The 23243-nt window shown below is 48.6% G+C and carries 17 protein-coding genes and 2 pseudogenes; 10 read left to right on the top strand and 9 right to left on the bottom strand.

Features of this window, described 5'->3' with window-relative positions:
- The first annotated feature begins 213 nt into the window (after positions 1–213).
- Complete coding sequence (locus CLR69_RS11920; RefSeq protein WP_129702955.1) at positions 214–1458, top strand: Nramp family divalent metal transporter; 1245 nt, start codon at positions 214–216, stop codon at positions 1456–1458.
- 397 nt (positions 1459–1855) lie between these two features.
- Here the strand turns inward: CLR69_RS11920 and CLR69_RS11915 are convergent, their stop codons facing one another.
- The 3 genes from CLR69_RS11915 to CLR69_RS11905 all read right to left on the bottom strand — a co-directional run bounded on the left by CLR69_RS11915 (position 1856) and on the right by CLR69_RS11905 (position 4536).
- The gene (locus CLR69_RS11915) at positions 1856–2059 is read right to left on the bottom strand and encodes a 2-hydroxymuconate tautomerase family protein (RefSeq protein WP_039485068.1); all 204 of its coding nucleotides are present in this window, start codon (positions 2057–2059) and stop codon (positions 1856–1858) included.
- Between the two features lie 13 nt (positions 2060–2072).
- Positions 2073–3239, bottom strand: a complete 1167-nt coding sequence (locus CLR69_RS11910) for an MFS transporter (RefSeq protein WP_129712737.1) — start codon at positions 3237–3239, stop codon at positions 2073–2075.
- A gap of 199 nt (positions 3240–3438) precedes the next feature.
- Positions 3439–4536: a glycerol dehydrogenase gene (locus CLR69_RS11905; protein WP_129712736.1), complete on the bottom strand. Its 1098-nt coding sequence runs from the start codon at positions 4534–4536 to the stop codon at positions 3439–3441.
- Positions 4537–4918: 382 nt separating this feature from the next.
- On the opposite strand from CLR69_RS11905, the gene nudK reads away from it, so the two are divergent.
- From nudK to CLR69_RS11875, 6 genes are all read left to right on the top strand, one after another.
- Complete coding sequence (gene nudK, locus CLR69_RS11900) at positions 4919–5500, top strand: GDP-mannose pyrophosphatase NudK (RefSeq protein ID WP_129712735.1); 582 nt, start codon at positions 4919–4921, stop codon at positions 5498–5500.
- A 382-nt stretch (positions 5501–5882) separates the two neighbouring features.
- A complete protein-coding gene (locus CLR69_RS11895) occupies positions 5883–7148 on the top strand; it encodes an ABC transporter substrate-binding protein (RefSeq protein ID WP_129712734.1) in 1266 nt (421 codons plus the stop codon).
- 63 nt (positions 7149–7211) lie between these two features.
- A complete protein-coding gene (locus CLR69_RS11890) occupies positions 7212–8093 on the top strand; it encodes a carbohydrate ABC transporter permease (RefSeq protein ID WP_129712733.1) in 882 nt (293 codons plus the stop codon).
- Positions 8094–8118: 25 nt separating this feature from the next.
- Positions 8119–8907 (top strand): carbohydrate ABC transporter permease, encoded by a 789-nt coding sequence (locus CLR69_RS11885; RefSeq protein WP_242451595.1) that lies wholly within the window; start codon positions 8119–8121, stop codon positions 8905–8907.
- A gap of 36 nt (positions 8908–8943) precedes the next feature.
- The gene (locus CLR69_RS11880; RefSeq protein WP_129702962.1) at positions 8944–10029 is read left to right on the top strand and encodes an ABC transporter ATP-binding protein; all 1086 of its coding nucleotides are present in this window, start codon (positions 8944–8946) and stop codon (positions 10027–10029) included.
- A 208-nt stretch (positions 10030–10237) separates the two neighbouring features.
- Positions 10238–11761: a glycosyl hydrolase 53 family protein gene (locus CLR69_RS11875; RefSeq protein WP_129712731.1), complete on the top strand. Its 1524-nt coding sequence runs from the start codon at positions 10238–10240 to the stop codon at positions 11759–11761.
- Between the two features lie 123 nt (positions 11762–11884).
- On the opposite strand, the gene CLR69_RS11870 is transcribed toward CLR69_RS11875, so the two are convergent.
- The 5 genes and pseudogenes from CLR69_RS11870 to CLR69_RS11850 form a co-directional block, all read right to left on the bottom strand.
- Positions 11885–12916: a LacI family DNA-binding transcriptional regulator gene (locus tag CLR69_RS11870; protein ID WP_129712730.1), complete on the bottom strand. Its 1032-nt coding sequence runs from the start codon at positions 12914–12916 to the stop codon at positions 11885–11887.
- A gap of 121 nt (positions 12917–13037) precedes the next feature.
- A pseudogene (locus tag CLR69_RS11865) lies at positions 13038–13376 on the bottom strand (ATP-binding cassette domain-containing protein); the annotation flags it as partial.
- A gap of 10 nt (positions 13377–13386) precedes the next feature.
- Positions 13387–14235: a BglG family transcription antiterminator LicT gene (gene licT, locus CLR69_RS11860; RefSeq protein WP_129712729.1), complete on the bottom strand. Its 849-nt coding sequence runs from the start codon at positions 14233–14235 to the stop codon at positions 13387–13389.
- Positions 14236–14382: 147 nt separating this feature from the next.
- On the bottom strand, positions 14383–15810 hold the full coding sequence (locus tag CLR69_RS11855) for a glycoside hydrolase family 1 protein (protein WP_129712869.1): 1428 nt from the start codon (positions 15808–15810) through the stop codon (positions 14383–14385).
- A gap of 191 nt (positions 15811–16001) precedes the next feature.
- Entirely contained in the window at positions 16002–17906 is a 1905-nt protein-coding gene (locus CLR69_RS11850; protein ID WP_129712728.1) for a beta-glucoside-specific PTS transporter subunit IIABC, read from the bottom strand.
- Positions 17907–18124: 218 nt separating this feature from the next.
- Between CLR69_RS11850 and CLR69_RS11845 the strand changes: the two are divergent.
- From CLR69_RS11845 to mtr, 3 genes and pseudogenes are all read left to right on the top strand, one after another.
- Positions 18125–18365: pseudogene (locus CLR69_RS11845) on the top strand (sugar-binding domain-containing protein); the annotation flags it as partial.
- A 253-nt stretch (positions 18366–18618) separates the two neighbouring features.
- Complete coding sequence (gene maeB, locus CLR69_RS11840) at positions 18619–20898, top strand: NADP-dependent oxaloacetate-decarboxylating malate dehydrogenase (protein WP_129702968.1); 2280 nt, start codon at positions 18619–18621, stop codon at positions 20896–20898.
- A 438-nt stretch (positions 20899–21336) separates the two neighbouring features.
- Positions 21337–22611, top strand: coding sequence for a tryptophan permease (mtr, locus tag CLR69_RS11835; RefSeq protein WP_129702969.1), 1275 nt, complete (start codon positions 21337–21339; stop codon positions 22609–22611).
- Between the two features lie 179 nt (positions 22612–22790).
- Here mtr and CLR69_RS11830 read toward each other — a convergent pair whose 3' ends face one another.
- Positions 22791–23243, bottom strand: coding sequence for a YaiI/YqxD family protein (locus CLR69_RS11830; RefSeq protein ID WP_129702970.1), 453 nt, complete (start codon positions 23241–23243; stop codon positions 22791–22793).

The following is a 23243-nucleotide window of genomic DNA, read 5'->3' as shown; positions in this document are numbered from 1 at the left end:
ACAGCGTATCTTCATTCCAAACCCCGTGCCCTGCATGGGGTTTTTTGTTTATATTTTGTTAAGATTTGTTTGATAAAAAAGATGTTTTTTAGCTTTTGAATGACTCATCATCGTTAGCTATCAAAAGAATTGGTATTACCACTCTAAATGCACTTGATAATCATTATCATTTTTGTGAGAGTAATAAAACAACAGTGTTAGAAGGGTCATACTATGCCGGGTAGCCGTGTTATCGAGTCAACAAGCCGTACGTCAAGGAAGGTCAAACTTTCTCTGATGGGCCCGGCGTTTATCGCGGCGATTGGTTATATCGATCCGGGTAACTTTGCCACGAACATTCAGTCTGGTGCGGCCTACGGCTACACGTTACTGTGGGTGGTGGTGTGGGCGAACCTGATGGCGATGCTGATCCAACTGTTGTCTGCCAAATTAGGCATCGCAACGGGTAAGAATTTGGCGGAACATATCCGCGATCGCTTTCCACGTCCTGCCGTTTGGGCTTATTGGGTACAGGCCGAAATTATTGCGATGGCGACCGATCTGGCCGAATTTATCGGTGCGGCGATAGGCTTTAAACTGCTATTGGGCGTGTCGCTGCTGGAAGGCGCGATCCTCACCGCGATTGCTACCTTCCTGATTCTTATGCTGCAACAGCGTGGTCAGAAGCCGCTTGAGATGGTCATCGGTGGCCTGCTGTTGTTTGTTGCGGCGGCGTATATTGTTGAACTGGTATTTTCTCAGCCAGAGCTGTCCGCCTTAGCTAAAGGCATGGCAATTCCTAGCTTGCCGACCTCCGATGCTGTGCTGCTGGCCGCAGGCGTGTTGGGGGCGACGATTATGCCGCATGTGATTTACCTGCATTCTTCCCTGACGCAGCATGAAGGCAGCCATACTCGTGCCGAGCGCTATTCTGCAACGAAAGTCGATGTCGCGATTGCGATGACCATTGCCGGATTTGTCAATCTGGCGATGATGGCGACGGCAGCGGCGGCGTTCCATTTCAGCGGCAATCAGGATATTGCCGATCTGGATAAAGCCTATCTCACGTTAGAGCCGTTGTTAGGTAAAGCCGCTGCGGTGATTTTCGGTCTGAGTCTGGTGGCGGCAGGCCTTTCCTCTACCGTTGTCGGTACGCTGGCCGGTCAGGTGGTGATGCAAGGGTTTGTGCGCTTCCATATCCCGCTCTGGGTTCGCCGCTTTGTGACGATGTTGCCGTCGTTTATCGTGATTCTGTCTGGTATGGATCCGACGCGCGTGCTGGTGTTGAGTCAGGTGGTGCTGAGCTTCGGGATCGCGCTGGCGCTGGTTCCTTTGCTGTCGTTCACTGGCAACCGTGAGCTGATGGGGACGATGGTTAACGGCAAATGGGTGCAGCGCATCGGGCAACTTATTGTCGTGCTTGTGGTTTCCCTCAATATGTATCTACTGATCGATACGATGATGGGGGTATACCCGTAATACTTCAAGCTGCATGTGCGTTGGCCGCGCTACTCGGCCCACTTATGTGGGCTTCGCCCCGTTGGGGCCGCTGCAAGCAGCGTTCAAATCTGCCTCTGGCAGACTTGTCACTCACCCGAATCACTTACCGGAGTAAGCTCATCGGGATGAAATGAGAGACATCCCGTCTCTCACCAGAGGCCAGCCGTTGGCTGGTCAAATTCGTTCCCGACGAATTTGTCTCTCTCTTGCCGCGTTATTCGGCCTTATGGCCTCACCCCTTCGGGGTCAGCGCAAGCGCTGTTCAAAACGCTAACGTTTTGTCCTGCAACTCGAATTATTTGGAGTATATAAATCTGGTGCCACATAGCGTGGCACCGTTTTGCTATTTGCTAGCTTTCTTACTTACTGGTTTATCTTACTTGCTGACCTTCCTCAGCTCCGTCACCGGCACTCCGCCGATTCCCCAGTTGTCCGTTTCGACTTCATCAATTACCACCACGGTGGTTTTCGGATTTTTGTTAAGCACATCGACCAGCAACTGTGTGACGCCTTCAATCAATTGACGTTTTTGTTCAGCGGTAACGCCTTCATTAGTGATTTTGATATTGACGTATGGCATAGATCCTCCGGGATTAGGGTTGTGGCCGACGGTAAGATAAGCAGAGCCCAGCCGCGATGAAAAGTGCTGCTGCGCTGCACAGAATGGCTGGTGCTACAGCGTTGTTATTTGTTAAGGCGCTGGTGAGTAGTGGGCCAAGAATTTGACCAATACCGTAAGTGAGCGTCACCAGACCAAGCAGGTTGATGCCGTGCGGCGCGTGTAGCCGTTTGGCTAATGGCATCACCAGTGAGGTGGTTCCCATAAAAGTAGCACCAAAGCCGATACAGCTGAATAGTAGTGCCACAAGCGAGTGGCTGAACAGCGTCAGCAGGACACACACGCCCTGAATTAGCAGATTAGCCGTCAGGCAGGGTAACGTTCCCCAACGGCTGGCAGCCCACAGCCAGAAAAAACAGCCAGGAATGATTGCCAGCCCAACCAACGACCAGAGATGAAGGGATAAATGCGGAATGTCTTGCGCCGTTACCATCAGCGGGAGATAGGTAGCGACAATGATATAGCCGAAACCCGCGAGGCCGTATAGCAGCGCAAGTCGTTGCCAGCCAAGGCGAGGTTGTTCATCGACATTGCCCATCTGCTGCTGCGGTACGTTGGCTTTATGTGGTGAAAGTATGAGTAAGGCGAACAGAAGTAGCGCAGAGATCAGCGTTGCTCCCCACCATAGTCGTTCGGCAGTCAGTGCGTAATGTTGCCCACTGACGATGTACTCATTGCCTAACACGATCCCCACGCCAACCCCTGCATAGAGCGAGGCGATAACGCTAGCATGCCTTGTGTAGTGCAAAACGATCAAGGAGCCGAAAATCATCATCGCCGCGCTGGCGATCCCCGCGATGAAGCGAATGAGCATGACCAGTATCGTATTGGTGGTCAATGTCATTGTGAAGAGCAAAAGGCAGGTCGCGGCGGCTGCGGTAAATAGCAGGAACAACGGTTGAGAGGCTGAGGCGCGACGGCTGAAGGAGAAAAACAGGCTGCCGAACAGATAACCAGCGTAGTTTGCGCTGGCAATGTAGGAAAGCTGGCCGAAGGTGAAGTTCCCTTCCTCCAGCATTACGGGCAGCATCGGTGTATATAAAAAACGCCCAAGCCCCATACCTAACGCCAGCACGATCGTCCCGAAAAGGGCAAGAGTCAGCGTATCCGAGAGAGGGATAAGGCGAGGACGGTCCATCATGCGACAACCCAAAATACAGAGAACATGTCGTTATCCTGCCCGTTTTCTCATCAAATAAAAGTGAATAGTCGTGAGCAGGTTGATGACGCAGAGAGAATGTTTTGTGGCCGTGATATGGAGAGAAGGGCACATCTGGTATACCAAGCCCGACGCCATTGGATCGATTTCGCTGACGTCAGGCTTTTTACCGTGGTTACGGCTAAGCGATAGTTTTACTGAACGCATCGACGGCAACAATCGCGTGGGCGACGTCTTCAGCCGTTAACCCGCGGTCCAGATTTTTCAACGTGTCGGCGTCGCTGCACGCCAGTTCACCCACTTTGATCAGATTCTCAAAGGGCTCATTTTCCAGATGCAGATCTTTTAGCCGTGTTGGCATGTTAATCGCGCGGTAGAAACGGATGTAGCGTGCGATTTCCTCGTCGGGACGTTGTTCCAGCACCATGTGTGTCAGTGTACCGTAGGCGACTTTTTCCCCGTGAGTGAGGTGGTGGATGTCGCCTTTAATCGCGGTAAATCCGTTGTGGATGGCGTGAGCGCCTGCCAGACCGCCATTCTCAAAGCCCAGGCCGGAAAGCAGCGTGTTGGCTTCAACTACGGATTCTACTGCGGGTGTCACCACGCCTTTTTCTACTGCTTTATAAGCACTGTAGCCATAGGTTAGCAGCGTTTTTTCGCAGGTTTCGGCAATCGCCATGCCCGCCAGCGTAGGTTTTCCGCCTAGCATGGAGAGGGCATGAGAGCGCAGAACTGCCTGTGCTTCGACAAAGGTTGCCAGACCATCGGCAATGCCAGAGGCGAACAGACGTGCAGGTGCCTGCGCACAGACTGCGGTATCGACCAACACCAGATCGGGGTTTTTGTCGTAAAAGCGGTAGGACTCAAACACGCCCTCGTCGGTGTAGATGACGGACAACGCGCTGCACGGTGCATCTGTTGAGGCTACAGTTGGGACAATCGCGACATTATGTTTTAGCTCATCGGCGACCGCTTTCGCCGTATCTAGCGTTTTACCGCCGCCTAATCCGACAATAATGTTCGTGCCTGCGTCGCGCGCTAGCTTGGCAAGGCGGGTGATTTCATTGCTGGACGCCTCACCGTTAAAACGCTCGTAATGGTGACCGATGCTTGCCTGTTTGAGGGATGCATCAACGCGCTGGCCGATAATGTCCCAAACAACGCCGTCCGCCATGAGAAACGCTTTCGTTCCCAGTGGTTTGAGTTGTTCACCCAGCTCATCCAGTACGCCGCGACCCTGAACATATTTTCTAGGTGAAGAGAAAATGAAATGGTTCATGTTATCTACCTCGATGATGTGGTTGGAGAAGTGATGCGGTATTGAATCCGAGTGAATCATGGAAGGCGGTTGCGGTACGCGCGTTATGACGAGATAAATTGACGGTGGTGATGGTGATGGCGGAAACGAAAGCGCAGCGCGACTTCCTGAAACGTGATTGATTTAAGGTATAGCATAGTCGATAAACGTCAGATGGACGAAAAGAGCGGAATGAGAGCGTGAGACTAAACCATGAATATCATAGGGTTGGTGCGTAACTATGTCGTTCTTTCCATTAGGAATACGTTTCCTTGCCCGTTTATGCAGGAGTCCAAAAGGGATATGATGGCTTCGTCGTTATACATGAAATGAGCCCCCAGCCATCGATCACCGAGGTGTTTGCATGCCGTCTCCCATTGATATAGTCGAAAAGAAGCTGCTATCCGACCACTGGTTTATCCTTCACAAGTATGTTTTTGATTTGAAAAGAAAGAATGGTGGTGTAGTGCGCCAAATTCGTGAGGTTTACGATCGTGGCGACGGCGCAACGATTCTGCTGTACAACCGGGCGAAAGGCACGGTGATTCTGACTCGACAATTCCGTATTCCCACCTATGTTAACGGCAACGAAAGCGGCATGCTGCTGGAAGCCTGTGCCGGTTTGCTGGACGATCATTCGCCCGAAGAGTGCATCCGTAACGAGGCGATAGAAGAAACCGGTTATGCGGTCGGTAACGTTGAGAAGCTGTTTGATGCCTATATGTCGCCCGGTGGTGTCACAGAACGGCTGCACTTCTTTGCTGCCGAATACGATGAATCGCTACGGGATAATTCCGGCGGTGGTGTGGAAGATGAAGATATCGAAGTGCTGGAATTGCCGTTCAGCGAAGCCGTTGAAATGATGAACGATGGCCGGATTAAAGACGGCAAAACCATCATGTTGCTACAGCACGCGATCATCCGCGATTGGTTTGCCAAAGCGTAGGCATGTTTTGCGGCACTCGGGTATCCCCCTGTGCCGCTTGATTTAGTGTGGTAACGTTTTCATTTTTGCGTTATTTGATGGTGAAGGTGTAAGTATGGTGAATATTAGCTGAGTAATCTTTTTTTGATTTCATTTTCTTTTTTATTTTCAATGGTATATGTCGTTTTTTGTTTTTATTTTAATCATTTTTATTGGCTGGCATGGGTTTTATTGAAGGAAATTTTTCCTAAATTTTTTGTATTCAGATCGAATATTTAGTCATTTTTCTCCCTGTTGTGTGACCCGTATCACCGGATGAAAGAATGTAAGCGGTGTAACTCGTTGCTTCATTATGCAGTAACTCATATTCTCTCTTTACAAAAAGTAAAGAAGGACTGCTCTGATGAAGATCAAGAATAAAGTATCTACCCTATTTGCAGTTTCATTTCTCACGCTGGGCTTATCGAGTCACAGCTTGGCTGCTGAAGTCTCCGTGTGGGCCTGGGATCCTAACTTCAATGTCGCGGCAATGCATGAAGCATCGTCGATATATAAAAAAGCCGACCCAAGTTTTAGTCTGAAAGTGATCGACTCGGGGAAAGAAGATATTGAGCAGAAATTAAATACCATGTTGGCTTCAGGCGTTAAAAACTCTCTTCCTGATATTGTGCTTATTGAAGATTATAATGCTCAGAAATATCTTCAGGCTTATCCTGATTCGTTTATCCCATTGCAGGATGCTATCGATTACAGCCAGTTTGCACCTTATAAAACAAAAGTGATGACGGTGGGGAATAAGGTATACGGTGTTCCTTTTGATTCCGGCGTGGCGGGAATGTTCTATCGACTCGATTATCTGGAGGCTGCCGGATATAAAGAGAGTGATATGGTGAATATTACCTGGGATAAATATATTGAGATTGGTAAGCAGGTAAAAGCGAAAACCGGTGTTGATATGTTGACCTACGATATGAACGATGTGGTTCTTCCTCATATTATGATGCAGTCCGGCGGAGAGTGGTTCTTCGATAACCAAGGGCAACTCAATCTCACTAAAAACGCGGCACTAAAAGAAACGTTAAAAACGATTAAAGCGATTAATGACGCGAAAATTGCACGCCCTATCTCTGGTTGGTCGAGTTTTGTGGGGAGTTTTAATGCCGGAAAATCGGCGAGTGTGGTTTCTGGTGTATGGGTGATTGGTTCAATTAAAAGCGCTGAAGATCAGAAAGGAAAATGGCGTGTCGCGCCGATCCCACGGTTGAATCTCGACAACGCGACACATGCCTCCAATCAGGGGGGATCGAGCTGGTATGTATTGAAGGGTGGCAAAAATACTAAACAGGCGATTGAATTTTTGCAGAAAACCTTCGCGGCAGATAGCAATATGTATCAAACCCTGTTGGTTGATCGCGGTGCGCTTGCGACCTTCCTTCCCGCTACTTCTGGCCCCGCTTATGCAGTAAAAGATCCGTTCTTTGGCGGGCAACCGGTATTTGCTGATTTCTCTAAATGGGTGACTGAAATTCCACAGGTCTCCTACGGTATGTATACCCAGGAAGTTGATAACGCAATTGCGGCTGAAATACCTGCATTACTGAAAGGCGATTCTGTCGATGATGTTTTAAAACGCGCCGAAACTGCATTAAAAAATCAGATTATGCAGTAGCGAGTGTGAGCTTGAGGGCGGGAAGCCCTCAAGTATTTCTCTCCAGAAATCGATGGTGTGATAATGATGTATAAACCTAAAATGAATAGGCTTTATAACATCAACGGCTGGGCTTTTGTCTCTATAGCCGTTGGGTTAATTGCCCTAATGACGATATACCCTATTTTCAAATCACTTTGGCTCTCTTTTCAGTCTGGCCGTGGTGTGGTGACACAATTTGTTGGCCTGGGAAATATCATTCGTTTATTCAATGATCCGATGTTTAAAACGGCACTTTGGAATACGTTGACATTTCTGGTGATCCAGGTTCCGATTATGATTTTGCTATCACTAGCCATTTCTTCTTGCCTGAATTCGTCTCAGCTTAAATATCGTCAGTGGTTTAGAATAGCGATCTTTTTACCCTGTGTGACATCGTTGGTTGCCTACTCGATTCTTTTCAAGAGTATGTTTGAACTGGATGGTGTGATTAATTCATTCTTGATGTTTATTCATGTTATTGATGATCCCATTCCGTGGCTCTCTGATCCTTTCTGGGCGAAGGTGACTATCATTATTGCCATTACATGGCGTTGGACGGGATATAACATGATATTCTATCTTTCCGCTATGCAGAATATTGACAAATCGATTTATGAGGCCGCCAGAGTCGATGGCGTTAGTCCAATTAAGCAATTCTTTTTCATCACTATACCATTATTGAAACCAGTGATTCTTTTTACCAGTGTGACATCTACGATTGGCACACTACAGCTGTTTGATGAAGCCATGAATATCACGAATGGCGGTCCGGCAAATGCGACGCTGACGTTATCGCTTTATATTTATAACCTGTCATTCAAGTTTGTGCCTAACTTTGGTTATGCGGCAACGGTGTCGTACGTGATTGTCGTTTTTTCAGCAATACTGGCGCTGATTCAATTTAAAGCGGCACGGAAGGGATAATATGAGAAAAAGTAAGGTTAATAGCATGTTGATGCATGCATTTCTCGTGTTGATGAGCATTTTCTCGCTTTTCCCGTTTTATTGGATGGTGGTATCCAGTACCAATAGCACCAGCCAAATCAATATGGGGAAATTCACGTTTGGCGATCAATTACTGGTCAATTTTACCAATTTGACGAGTCAGGTGGATCTGGCGCTGGTGTTCTGGAACACGTCAAAAATTGCGTTGATCAGTACGGTGTCAACGCTTGTCGTGTGCTCTATCGCAGGCTATGCGTTTGAAATTTATGCCAGCAAGAATCGTGAACGTGTCTACGTGGCGCTATTAACGACGATGATGATTCCGTTTGCGGCATTAATGATCCCGCTTTTCACCATGTTTGGTAAAGCTGGCTTACTGGATACGCACTTTGCCGTGATCATGCCGACAGTGGCTGGGGCATTTATTATTTTCTACTTTAGGCAATGTACTAAAACGTTTCCGAGAGAGTTGATTGATGCTGCGCGAGTGGAAAGCGTCGCTGAGTGGAAAATTTTCCTGTACGTCTACGTGCCGATTATGCGTGCCAGCTATTCTGCCGCTTTTATTATTGTTTTCATGACGTCGTGGAATGCTTTTCTCTGGCCGCTTATTGTCCTTCAATCCAATGAATTAAAAACGATCAATCTGGTGTTATCGAGCTTTGCTTCCGCTTACTCTCCAGATTTCGGATTGATTATGGTTGGAACGGTTATTTCTACCCTTCCCAGTTTACTTATCTTCTTTGCCATGCAGAAGCAATTTATCGCCAGCATGACGGGAGCGGTAAAGTAATTCGCTCTCAATGGAAAATTAAAGTTTGAGGTTCACATGGCTGATATTTTACTAAAAAATATAGTGAAACGTTACGATAAGACGGAGACGATCCATCGTATCAATCTTGAAATTAATTCTGGCGAGTTTGTGGTATTCGTTGGCCCATCGGGATGTGGTAAATCGACGTTGCTGAGAATGATTGCTGGACTTGAAGAGATTACGGACGGTGAAATTCATATTGATAACCGTTTAGTTAACCATTTTGATCCCGCAGAGCGAGGGATTGCGATGGTTTTCCAATCCTATGCGCTATACCCGCATATGACAGTGGCTCAAAATATGGGGTTTGGGCTGAGAATGAATGGACACCCGAAAGCCGAAGTCGAAAAAATGGTGCGAAAGGCTGCGATGACGCTCCAACTCGAAGCCTTATTAGATCGGACACCGAAACAACTGTCTGGTGGACAACGTCAGCGTGTTGCGATTGGTCGGGCAATTGTACGCGATCCTAAAGTGTTCTTATTCGATGAGCCTCTATCAAACCTCGACGCCGAATTACGCGTGGAAATGCGTTTACAGATTGCCAGGCTGCACCAGGAAATGCGTAATACCATGATCTATGTGACACACGATCAAGTGGAAGCGATGACGCTGGCGGATAAAATCGTGGTGTTAAATAAAGGATATATTGAGCAGGTTGGCACACCGATGGAGCTATACCATAAGCCGGAGAATCTTTTTGTTGCCGGTTTTATCGGTTCGCCAAATATGAATTTTCTACCTGGTGAAGTATTACAGGTTGAAGGAAATAAGGTGAGCATCTTGATTAATAAACTCAATACGCTTTCCGTTAATCTGGCTAGCCACGGATTGCGCATCGATCAGAAAATTACTGTAGGTATTCGCCCCGAACATCTCAGTATTGATTCGGAAGGAGGAGATGTTAGCCTGTCGATCAATAGCGAAGTAACAGAAAGGCTGGGTAATGCCACGTATATTTTTGGCGCTTATTCTGGCGTTAATCATTTCAAAGTACATTTGTCGGGTGACAATAGTATTGTTCCTTACTCAACGATTCCGCTCACATGCCGTAGCGAACATCTTCATTTTTTTGATGAAAATGGAAAGCGAATTAATTAAGGGAAGTCTCTGTAATGGCGAGAGTAACGCCATATAAAACGCCATGTTGAATAAGTGAAAAGGTCAGGAAATTAGCTAAGCAGCCATTAATGTTGGCTGCCTGGCTTATTATGCGATGTTTTTTATAAATATCTCCTCTGTTTTTAATCTGTCCCTCTATGCTCACGTGATAAATACCATTTAAGAGTATCGTCTCAAGGAGAAATAAATGAAAAAGAATAATTATTCAGGAATTATCTCTATATTGTTAATGCTATTTATAGGGTTCATGGTAGCCAATCTGGCGAAAGCCGCGCAGCCGTTTGCTTACGGTGCAGATATTGGCTGGGTAAAGCAATTGGAAGATCGTGGGGTGAGCTGGCGTGACGATGCCGGAACTCCGCGTGATGTATTGCAGATATTACGCGATCACGGCATAAACGCCGTGCGATTGCGTATTTTTGTTAATCCTGATCCCAGCGCATTATGGCATAAAGATAATACGACCTGGACGCTGCTCGGCTATACGGATAAAGCTCGCGTGATAGCAGCCGCACAGCGTGCCAAAGCGATGGGAATGCGCGTCATGGTGGATTTTCACTACAGCGATGTTTTCGCGGATCCAGGCCATCAAATCAAGCCTGCGGCGTGGGCGAACTACAATCTGAGTCAATTAACGACGGCCGTTTATAATCATACACATGAGGTGATGAGCGCGTTGATATCCGCAGGTGTGACGCCGGAGTGGGTGCAGGTCGGTAACGAAATGAATCCGGGAATTTTACTACCGGAAGGCAGTACCAGTCGGTTTGCCAATTTAACGCAGCTACTGAATACGGGCTATGATGCGGTTAAAGCGGTCAGCCCTTCCTCTAAGGTGATCAGCCATTTGGCGCATGGGGATAATAATGCAAACTCTCGCTGGTTTTTTGACAATTTCCTCACCACGTACGGTGGGAAAACCGATGTGATTGGCTTTTCATTCTACCCCTATTGGGAGGGGAAGAACTATTGGGAGCTGACTGGCGCACTGGCTAGCAATCTCAATGATATGGCGAGTAGGTATGGTAAGGAAGTCATGGTTGTTGAAGTCGGTGGTTTGGAAACTAACCCGACAGACAGTTACTGGACGATTAAGGATACGATTAATCTTGTTAAAGCGGTGCCGGGAAATAAAGGGATTGGGGTTTTTTATTGGGAACCTGCGGGTAATGCCAGCGTGTTGCCGGATGGTTATGCTCTAGGCACGACGACACGCGTTTCAAACAATGTATTGCAATTTACCCGTGCACTGGATGCGTTTGCCGAATCTCAAATCAATTTTATTAACGGAACCCGCTATAAGATCGCTAATCGGAACAGTGGTAAATCGCTCAATGTCGTGGGCGGTTCGAAGGAAGATAGCGCATTGCTTGAACAATACAGCGATAGCAGCTGGGACAGCCAGCGGTTTTATTTTAGCGCGATTGGTAATGGTTATTTTAATCTGGTGAATGTTAATAGTGGAAAGTACATCGATATTGCCTCCAGTGCTAATGACGATGGGGCGCAAATTATCCAAATGTACAACACCGGACATTTTAGCCAGCAGTGGCTGATTTTGGATGCTGGTGATGGCTATTATAAAATCATGAATAGAAATAGCGGAAAGCTTTTGGATGTCAGCAGCCGTTCGACAGAGAATGGCGCAGCCGGTATTCAATGGAGTGATAACGGCGGATGGAATCAGCTATGGAAAATAACCGCTAATTGATGTTCTCCGGCCGCGCAATTTACTTGCGTGGCCACATTACCTCTTCAGGTAAGTGATTCGGGTGACTAAACGTAGCTAATGTACAGACAACTTGACGTATGACGGATATAGAAATTGGCACCGTTATATCGTATTGAGTGTGAAACTTTCACGCCAGATCATGTCATACCCAATCTGTACGTGTTTCTTATACTGGCGTCCTGACACAAGTTCTAAAAACAGATCGACGGCGGCTTCGCCCATTTCGGTGGGATAGAGTCGCATTGTGGTCAAACTGGGGTTGAGGTGCTGCGCCATAGGAATATCATTCATACCAATCACCTTTATTTTTTTGGGAATAGAAATGCCTTTCTCTTGAATCGCACGGTACACGCCGATAGCGATAATGTCTGTCGCGGCGAATACGACATCGGGCCATTCTTTTTGTTGTAGCAACTCATTCATCGCCTGATAGCCGGATTCAATACAGAATAGCTGACTGACCTTACACCGTGATTCATGGTAGATTCCGTATTCTTGGGTCACTTTTTGAAATACATGCAATCGGCTCTCATTGTTCCCGATAAATGCAGGGCGCGCAGCACCGCTTTGAACAATGTAGTGTAATACTTCGCGTGCAGCCGCTTCCCGGTCAAAAATCACAGCGTCACATTTTTTATCGAGGGGAGCGGAATCAATAAAAATCAAATTTTTATTTAATGAATAGATTAAGGAGATATCATCATCGCTAAAATGTCCTACGCAAATAATCGCCTGTGCCTGAGATAACGTATGGCTATTGGATGATAAATTGGTGGTGAATATATTTCGCAACGAAATATTAAAGTGATGGCAGCGATTTTCAATGCCAATCCGCATTGCGGTAAAATAAGGATCGTTGAGTTCTTCGGAGGGCGTAAGAAAGTGGACGACGGCGAGGTGTAATAAATTGTCGTTATCCATTTTGTAATGAGATCGTACAACAAGCGAGTTCTCTAATTTTTTTTTCTGCTGCTTACGTTGCGTGGGCGACAAATAGAGCAACTCATGGGCAATCTTCTTGATGAGCTGGCGCTTTTCTTTGGTTATGGACAGGCTTGGATCGTTATTAAGCACGCGAGAAACGGTTGATGCTGCCACTCCGGCTTTTTGGGCAATATCTCTAATCGTTGTCACAAAAATTTTCCATAATTTTTCTATGAAACTGATATTAGCCAATGATAAATTAAATTAACATCCTCATTATTCAAAAATACGAGTAAATTATCAGAAATCAGGCGGTTGCCAATATAAATGGCTATACCCGCGTTGTCACAGAACCGTTAGAGAAAAAGGCCTGCGCACGGCCATTTTGCAGATCATCTGGCATCTGTCTGGCTGTGCCTGTCTCGACCATTCTGCCATTTTCAATAAACACGATATCATCGGCGCTCTCACGAGCGAAGCCGATCTCGTGTGTGGCGATGACCATAGCAATACCAGAATGCGCCAGCTTTTTAATGTCCTGAAGTTTTTCACCGACTCGTTCTGGGTTTAACGCTGAGATCGGTTTGTCAAAGAGCATCACCTCTGGATTCATGGCAAGGTACGGCAATCGCTATCGCTGCTGCTGGACATCGGAAAGCTGATGTGGCCAGTTGTCGGACTTATTCTTGGGGGGCGATGCGGACGATATGGATAATCAAGTACAGCATCTCATCGTTAGAAATGTCGATATGGAGCAGGTTGTGAATATAGTCTTTGATTAATCGGCTACATTTATAGGCATCAGGATATTCTTTGGTGACCTGCTCAAAAATAAAATCATCATTTGAATGAATCAGGCTGTCTTCCAACAGGCGCTGGATAAAGAATTGCATGTGCGTCAGGAAGCGTGAGTAGTTAATAGATTCTTTATCAATCACGATATGGAAGTTGTACTGGATGATGTTAAAGATATCTTTCAGCATCTTGACCGACTGTAGTGTGTTTTCCATATTTTGGACGTCGGTTTGCGCGTTGACTAAATGAAACGCGATATTGCCCGCTTCCTCTTCTGGCAACTCTAGCGCCATCTGCTGATTAATGTCGTTGAGCGCCCTTGAGGCAATCGCAAATTCCTGTGGATAGAACCGCTTTACCTCATAAAGCAGACGATTTTGTATGCTGATGCCTTTGCGATAACGCTCAATCGCAAAGCTGATATGGTCGATCAGCGTAAAAAAGACCTGTTCACTCAAGCGACCATGCAGTTGTCGGTTCGTATCATCAATAATCTTATTTACGATGTGAACATATTCCTCCCCAACGTGCTCAATCAAACGGGCAAATTCGCGTGGTGACGTGCCATCCTTGAGAATAAAGGTTTTCTCAATTTTGGCTGGATCGAGAATATCTCCGGTCTTGCTGTTAAAGCCGATCCCTTTTCCCATGACAATGATTTCGTTGTTATCTGCATCGGAAGATAACACTAGGCTATTGTTCAGTATTTTTATTGCTTTTATTGGTTCAGCCATCATGCGTTTCTTGAGTGATATCAGTAGGAGTGTCAGTGAAATAATAACCCATTTCTTCTCTTTTCTGTTGCGGGCGGTTGTCCCGCAACGCGAATGATTAAGAGTAGGATTATCCCCGTTTTAACCTAGTATCCTGGGGCGTCAGTATTAGGGAGCACTGGGAAATAACCGCGCACCATTTGATTCTATGACACCCTGATACCAGTAAAAACTTTTCTTTTTGATACGTCGCAGATCTTTCAGATCGAATTCATCGCGGTTCACATAAATAAACCCATAGCGCTTACCATAGCCCTGATGGGTGCTGACCACATCGATCGCCGACCACGGGCAATAACCAATCAGATCAACACCATCGCTGATGGCGAGCTGCATTTGTTCAATATGTCGGGCAATAAAATCGATGCGGTATTGATCGTCTATCGTACCGTCTGCTTCCAGCTTATCCGGTGCGCCCATGCCGTTTTCCGTAATCAGGATCGGCAGATGGTAGCGTTCGTAGGTTTTACGCAGTGTTAAGCGCAGGCCAACGGGATCGATGACCCAGCCATAGGGTGTTTTATCGACGTGCGGATTTTCCGTCGCGCGATAGACACCGGGTTCGCCTAGCATGATTTGCTGATCGCCTGCCCGGGCGCTGACGTCCGATGCATCACCTTTGCTGGCGGCAATGGTGGCAGTGGAATAGTAATTGATCGCCACGTAGTCGGGCTTTCCTGACTGTAGGATCTCGTCATCGCCGCGCTGTGTCTCTGGAGCCAGACCGCGATCTTCCAGATAACGCCAGGCCAGCGCGTTGTAGCGACCATGTACGGCGACGTCGAGAAAGCTCCAGCAGCGCAGTGTTTCCCAGTTGTGCGCGGCAATAGCATCTTCCGGTTTGCTGGTGGCCTGATACATGGAAGTGGTATTGATCGCCGGACCAATCAGGCTGTTGGGGGCAAGTTCGTGACACAAGGCCATGACCTGTGCCTGCGCCAGCATCATGTGGTGATTCTGCTGATATAGCGCCTTTTTGGATGGCAAAACGCCGCCTTCCGGCAAGCCAATCGCGCCGGGATGCAGAATCATGGTGTTCTGCTCATTAATCGTCAGCCAGTAGTTAACTTTGTCGCCGAAATGCGTAAACAGCGTACGGGCGTAATCAACAAAGGCATCAATCGTGGCGCGATTTTGCCATCCGCCTTGTGCTTCCAGACAATAAGGCAAATCGAAATGGTAGAGCGTGACGACTGGTTCGATACCGTGCGCGTTCAGCTCATCAATCAACTCGTTGTAAAATGCGATGCCCAGCGGATTTACTGCACCCGTGCCGTCGGGAAGAATGCGCGTCCAGGCGATAGAGAAGCGATAGGCCTTTAATCCCAGTTCTGCAAACAGTTGCACGTCTTCTTTAAAGCGATGGTAGTGATCGCTGGCGACAGTGAAGTTGGCGGTGTTTTCCGGGTGTTGGCATTTATCAATGATCGATGGGCTTTTTCCATCGGCCTGCCAGCCTCCTTCGACCTGATAAGCCGACGTTGAGGCTCCCCACAGAAAGCCCGTAGGGAAGTGTTTTTGCTGTTGGTAATGCATATTTTCTCTCACATCCGGGAAGACGGCAAAGGCATTGGGCGGGGCACCCAATGCCGTTATACCCGTCATACTTCAAGCTGCATGTGCGTTAACTGCGTTCAGTCACCCGAATCACTTACCTGAGTAAGCTCATCGGGATTCCTTACCTTGTCGCCTTCCTGCAACTTGAATTATTTAGTGTATATGGGCGTTCAGGCGTGCACGTTAATAATGGTATCCATCGGTGCGATCGACTGTGGCGCGGTGCAGGCGATGCTTGAGTACTCATCGCTGTTGATGATCACGACTGGCGTAATCGTGTCATAGCCTAAGCGCGCGATCTCATGCAGATCGAAGCTAATTAATTTGTCGCCAGCGGTGACACGATCGCCCGGTTTGATGTAGCCGGTAAAGTGCTTGCCGTTGAGATTCACCGTATCGAGTCCAACATGAATCAGTAATTCCAGACCGTTATCCGCGCGGATACCGACGGCATGTTTGGACTCAAGGAACGTGATGATTTCCCCACTGACGGGCGCGACGACTTCACCTTTGTCAGGAATAATTGCGACGCCTTGCCCCAATAATCCCTGTGAGAATACGTCATCGTTGATGTCGCTTAGCGCGACCAGCTTGCCGGACAGTGGGCTGAGAATGGTTTGCGGTTCAGCATGGTTTTCTGTGGCCTGTGATTTTTGTGGGGTATTCACTGTCGACCCAAACTGGGCCGAGTCTGTTTGAGCGTTGTCAGTTTCATCTACCGGATCGTCGAATCCCATGATCCAGGTGAGCGCAAACGTGACGACAATCGCAATAGCGCAGGTGATCAGCGCATGTACGATGTTCATCGGGTTTTCACCAATAAAGGCAGGCAGTGCTGCCAGCCCCGGTGAGACGAAGGCATAGCGAACCAGCCCGGCTAAACCGGCATAGATGCCCGCGCAGCCCCCGCCAATCATGGCGGCAATCAGCGGTTTCTTCAGTTTCAGCGTTACCCCGTATAGGGAAGGTTCGGTGATACCCAGCAGGGCGGTGAAGCCTGCCGAAGAAGCCAGCTGTTTCAGATTTTTGTTTTTGGTTTTAAACGCGACGCACAGTGTGGCGGCACCCTGAGCAATGTTGGAAGCCAGCATGCCTGGCCCGTTGATCATCTCAAAACCGTTGCGAGTAAGCTGCGAGGTGGCAATCGGCGTCATCGCCCAGGCTGTACCGGTGATCACCAGGAACGGTTGCAGGCCACCCATCAACATCGGAATGAGCCAGCTTGCCTTTCCGTCAATGATGGCAGCACCGCTGGCGACCAGATCGTTGAGGAAAATACCGAAAGGCCCAATTACCACCAGCGCCAACGGTGCGGTAAACAGCAGTACGATCATCGGCTTGGTGAAAAATGTGATCATCGAGGGCGAGATTTTTTCAGCGAAGCGCTCGATGTAGGACATGATCCAGACGGTGAGAATGATCGGTAACACCGATCCTGCATAGTCCGCCAGCCGTACCGGAATACCGATAAAGCTAATCGGCCCGCCTGATGCCAGCAACTGAGCCAAATTTGGGTGCAGTAAGGCTCCCGCAATCGTCATCGCCAGAATCGGGTTACAGGCGAACTTGATGGAGGCACCGTAGGCCAGCAGCACGGGCAGGAAGAAGAAAGCCGCATCGGAGATAGTGTCTAGCAGGCGATAGGTCGTACTGTCGGCGGAAATTAATCCGGCCAGTTTGAGGATCGCCAGCAGCGCTTTGATCATCCCCGCGCCGGTTATCGCTGGAATAACGGGGGTGAAGGTGGTGGAGATTACGCTGATGATTTGCGTAAAAATACCGCCTTTTTTCTGCTGGTCTTTGCTAGCGTTACTGCGCTGGCTATTCATCTCGCCAATCTCATTCAAAATCGCCCGGTAGGTAATTTGAACGTCGTTGCCGATCACCACCTGAAATTGACCACCACGATCGACCACGCTGATGACGCCGGGAAGTTTGGCAATAGCTTCTGCCTGTACGGCATGACTGTCGTTGAACTCAAAACGTAAACGAGTGGCGCAGTGGGTCAGTTTGCTGACATTCTGCTTACCGCCGCTCAACTCGAGTATATCGACTCCAAGTTTTTGATAATTCATAGTGTTACCCTGTGTTGACGCCAATTAGGCCAAAAAAAAAGACCAAAATAAAAATGCACCTCTTAAAGAGAGGAAATGCATTTTTACTTTGGTCTTGCCTGCCGTAGCAGTAGCACGCCGCGATAAAAATAGGCTGGTGCAACTTATGGTGTTGCGCCGCAATATCAGCATGCGGTGCCGGAGTCATGCAATGTACTCAGGTGAATTAATTGATCTGGATCACAAACAATATTGCCGGATATGATTTCTTTAACGCGCAGGGTCAGCGTATCGACACGTGATGAACGAACGGGTCATTCGCGTGAGTATTGAAGAGCTACACAAAATCCCCTGTGTGATGGCGATTGCCTCTGAAAATACCAAAGCCCTGCCGATTCTCGGCTCGCTGTGCATCGGGGCCATCGATATTATCGCCACAGTGCAGGCAACATTCGTACTATTCTGAATATGACGCAGTAACCTACCTTCCTCCGTTGCGTGGTGTGTTTGCATCACGCGACGATACCCCCGCTTTTTCTGAATTTCTTCCGATTATCCCGCTTGGCGTATCTGACGCTGACGGTAATATGAACAAAAAACCGTCAAATAAAATAACTATATTAACCAGCATTCCCCCTCAGTTTTTGCCATCCTCGGTAGTTTCGCCATTGGCAAACACTATACTGGGTACTCTTTACCCTACAGACACAACAAAACCGAAAAGGTACATAAAATGGATGAACAGCTAAAGCAAAGCGCCCTTGATTTCCACCAGTATCCGATTCCCGGTAAAATTCAGGTTTCCCCGACGAAGCCATTGGCAACGCAGCGCGATCTGGCGCTGGCGTATTCCCCAGGTGTTGCGGCACCCTGTTTGGAGATTGCGGCAGATCCGCTGGCCGCTTACAAATACACCGCGCGTGGCAATCTGGTCGCTGTTATCTCTAACGGAACGGCCGTGCTGGGCCTTGGTAATATCGGTGCACTTGCCGGTAAACCGGTGATGGAAGGCAAAGGCGTCCTGTTTAAAAAATTCTCCGGCATTGATGTTTTCGATATCGAAGTCGATGAACTGGATCCAGACAAGCTGATCGACGTGATTGCTGCGCTGGAGCCGACGTTCGGCGGTATCAATCTGGAAGACATCAAGGCACCGGAATGCTTCTACATCGAGAAGAAACTGCGCGAGCGCATGAAGATTCCCGTCTTCCACGACGATCAGCACGGTACTGCGATCATTTGTACCGCCGCCGTTCTGAACGGTCTTCGCGTAGTAGAGAAGAATATTTCCGATGTGCGTCTGGTGGTGTCTGGTGCAGGCGCAGCGTCTATCGCCTGTCTGAACCTGTTGGTAGCGCTGGGTCTTCAGAAGCACAACATCGTGGTGTGTGATTCGCGCGGCGTGATTTTCCACGGTCGTGACGAAAATATGGAAGAAACCAAGGCTGCTTACGCGATTGAAGATAATGGCGCCCGCAAGCTGGCTGATGTGATCCCTAATGCGGATATCTTCCTTGGTTGTTCCGGCCCCGGTGTACTGACGCCAGACATGGTGAAAACCATGGCTCCACGCCCGCTGATCATGGCGCTGGCAAACCCGGAACCGGAGATTCTGCCGCCGCTGGCAAAAGAAGTGCGCCCGGATGCGATTATCTGTACTGGTCGTTCAGACTACCCGAATCAGGTGAACAACGTACTGTGCTTCCCGTTCATCTTCCGTGGCGCACTGGATGTTGGCGCGACCACGATTAACGAAGAGATGAAGCTGGCCTGCGTTCACGCCATTGCCGACCTGGCGCTGGCGGAGCAGAGTGAAGTGGTGGCTTCTGCCTACGGCGATCAGGAGCTGTCATTTGGCCCGGATTATCTGATTCCGAAACCGTTCGATCCGCGTCTGATCATTAAGATCGCACCAGCGGTAGCGAAAGCGGCGATGGATTCCGGCGTAGCGACCCGTCCGATCGAAGATTTCGATGCCTACATCGAAAAACTGACCCAGTTCGTCTACAAAACCAATCTGTTCATGAAGCCGATCTTCGCACAGGCGCGTCAGCAGCCGAAACGTGTGGTATTCGCCGAAGGTGAAGATGCTCGCGTGTTGCACGCCACGCAGGAACTGGTGACGTTGGGGCTGGCATTCCCGATTCTGATTGGTCGTCCGAGCGTCATCGAAATGCGTCTGCAAAAGCTGGGGCTGCAACTGACCATCGGTAAAGATTTTGAAGTGGTCAATAACGAATCCGATCCACGCTTCAAAGAATACTGGAGTGAGTATTTCGAACTCATGAAGCGTCGCGGCGTGTCGCAGGAAAAAGCGCAGCGTGCGGTGATTGGTAATCCTACGCTGATCGGTTCGATCATGGTTCACCGTGGTGAGGCGGATGCGCTGATTTGTGGCACGATTGGCACGTATGAAGAACACTTCGACGTCGTCGAGAAAGTGTTCGGCTACCGCGAGGGCGTGCATGCAGCGGGTGCGATGAACGCGCTGATGCTGCCAAGCGGCAATACCTTTATCGCCGACACCTACGTTAATGCGGATCCGACACCGGAACAGCTGGCGGAAATTACGCTGATGGCGGCAGAGAGCGTACGCCGTTTCGGTATCGAACCGAAAGTCGCGCTACTGTCGCACTCCAGTTTCGGCACCTCGGATTCCCCGACGGCGCAGAAGATGCGTGCAACGCTGGCGCTGGTCAACAAGCTGGCACCGGAACTGGAGATCGATGGTGAGATGCACGGTGACGCCGCGCTGGTGGAGGCGATCCGCCGCGAGCAAATGCCGGACAGCCCGCTGAAAGGTTCAGCCAACATCCTGATCATGCCGAATATGGAATCTGCACGTATCAGCTATAATCTGCTGCGTGTCTCTTCTTCTGAAGGTGTGACGGTCGGGCCGGTATTGATGGGGATCTCGAAACCCGTACACATCCTGACGCCGATTGCTTCGGTTCGCCGGATCGTGAATATGGTCGCGCTGGCAGTGGTGGAAGCACAAACTCAGCCGCTGTAAGTTATTTCCATTAATACAGACAAACCCAGTCGATTGTTGGCTGGGTTTTTTATTTACCGCAGTTTATCGACCAAATAATCGCCTAACCAATATGAACCAATGAGGCCAAAAATTCCGACAGGGAACAACAGGTTATCTGGGAATAGCGATACGACGGCAATAATTGAAAAAACACAGAGAATAAATGTCAGTATCATGGAGAGAATATCGAATAAAACAGATTTCACAGCCTTCAGCATTGCCTCATCATCCTTAAATTACTTTTCCTTTAATCCCTTTATAATTTAACACGTCATTTTTAGCAGAACGTGGATTTTTCCATACGGTGACATAAGTTAAATCAATGGAATAATTTTCGTTTTATGCCATGATCCCGCCTCGTCTGTAGGAGCCCCTTTCCCCGGACTCGATAAAAAAACCAACGAGCGAATATCGGCTATGGCAACACGCGCAGTGCAAGAGAATACAGTAGAAAAAAACGGTGCAGAAAAGCGTCTTCCTTCGCTGTTTGGCGGATCGATGATTATTGCAGGGACGATTATCGGTGCCGGGATGTTTTCCCTGCCTGTGGTGATGTCGGGTGCCTGGTTTTTCTGGTCATTTGCCGTGCTGGTCTTCACCTGGTTTTGCATGTATCACTCGGGATTAATGATTTTGGAGGCTAACCTTAACTATCAGGCTGGTGCCAGCTTTGATACGCTGACCAAAGATCTGTTGGGTAAGGGGTGGAATGCCGTCAACGGCATATCGATTGCCTTTGTCCTCTATATCCTGACCTACGCCTATATCTCGGCGAGTGGTTCAATCATTCACCACACGCTTTCGGAGATGTCGATCGATTTCTCCGCCCGCGTCGGTGGTTGCCTATTTGCGCTGTTTGTCGCCTTTACCGTGTGGCTGAGCACGGCGGCGGTGAGTCGCATGACCGCCTTTTTTCTGGCTGCAAAGGTACTGACCTTTTTCATGACGTTCGGCAGCCTGCTGTGGAATGTTAAGCCGGTTGTTTTACTCAACGTTGCGGAAGAAGCCCCGAGCTATCTTCCGTATGTGTTGATGACGTTACCATTTTGTCTGACGTCTTTCGGTTTTCATGGCAACGTTCCCAGTTTGGTGAAGCATTACGGCCACAAGCCACAGGTAATCAAACGTTGCCTGTTTACTGGCAGCATGCTGGCGCTGGCGATGTATGCCATTTGGCTGATTAGTACGATGGGAAACATTGCCCGTCCTGATTTTATTGGGATTGCAGAGCGTGGCGGTAATATTGACGTTCTGGTTCAGACGCTGGGCGGCGTGTTGAATAGTCCCTATCTGGATGTGTTGCTCACCGTCTTTTCTAATTTCGCTGTCGCCTGTTCGTTTCTTGGCGTTACGCTAGGGCTGTTTGATTATCTGGCTGATTTGCTGAAATTTGACGATAGCCGAATGGGCAGGGCTAAAACGGCGCTGGTGACCTTCCTGCCGCCAATCATCGGTGGGCTGGTCTATCCGAACGGTTTTATTTACGCGATTGGGTTTGCCGGATTAGCCGCCACCGTATGGGCGGTGATTACGCCTGCATTGTTGGCGCTTGCGTCGCGTCGTCGCTTCGGTAGCCCGCTGTTTCGCGTTCGCGGCGGTAATGCGATGATTGCGCTGGTGCTGCTATTTGGTATTGGCACTGCGCTGATACATATTCTTTCCAGTCTCGACCTGTTACCGGTTTATCGGTAAGTCCATATCGCCATCCCAGTTACCTGCTAAAACAGAAGCGGTGGGATGGCGAGCGTTCCAGATAACGATCCCCAGATAACTATGTTTTTTAGTCACGATGTTTTTTAGTAACTATGCATTTTTAGTAACTATGCATTTTTAGTCACAATGGTTTTCTGGTAACTATAGCTTTTAGTAACTTATGGCTTTTTCGACTGCTGCAACCATTTGTCCAGTTCATTCGCAAATTGCTGGCGGTCCCGTTGATTCAACGCACTTGGGCCACCGGTTTGTATCCCGCTGGCGCGCATGGTGTCCATAAAATCTCGCATGTTCAGCCGTTCCCGAATCGTATCCGGCGTATAGCGCTCGCCGCGCGGATTCAACGCGACGCCACCTTTTTCTATCACTTCCGATGCTAGTGGTATATCGGCAGTGATCACTAAATCGCCCGATTCAACACGGCGTACAATTTCATTGTCGGCGACGTCAAAACCCGCAGAGACGCGCAGGGTGTTAATAAAGCGTGACGGCGGCACTTTTATGGTCTGGTTGGCGACCAGCGTTACTTGCATTTGTGTGCGATCCGCCGCGCGAAATAGCACTTCTTTAATGACGTTAGGACAGGCGTCGGCGTCGACCCAAATTTGCAT

This window comes from Pectobacterium zantedeschiae (genome assembly GCF_004137795.1).
In the GTDB taxonomy this organism is placed as follows: Bacteria; Pseudomonadota; Gammaproteobacteria; order Enterobacterales; family Enterobacteriaceae; genus Pectobacterium; species Pectobacterium zantedeschiae.
The sequence above is the reverse complement of the archived record's forward strand: the minus strand, read 5'-3'. Positions and strand labels throughout refer to the sequence as shown.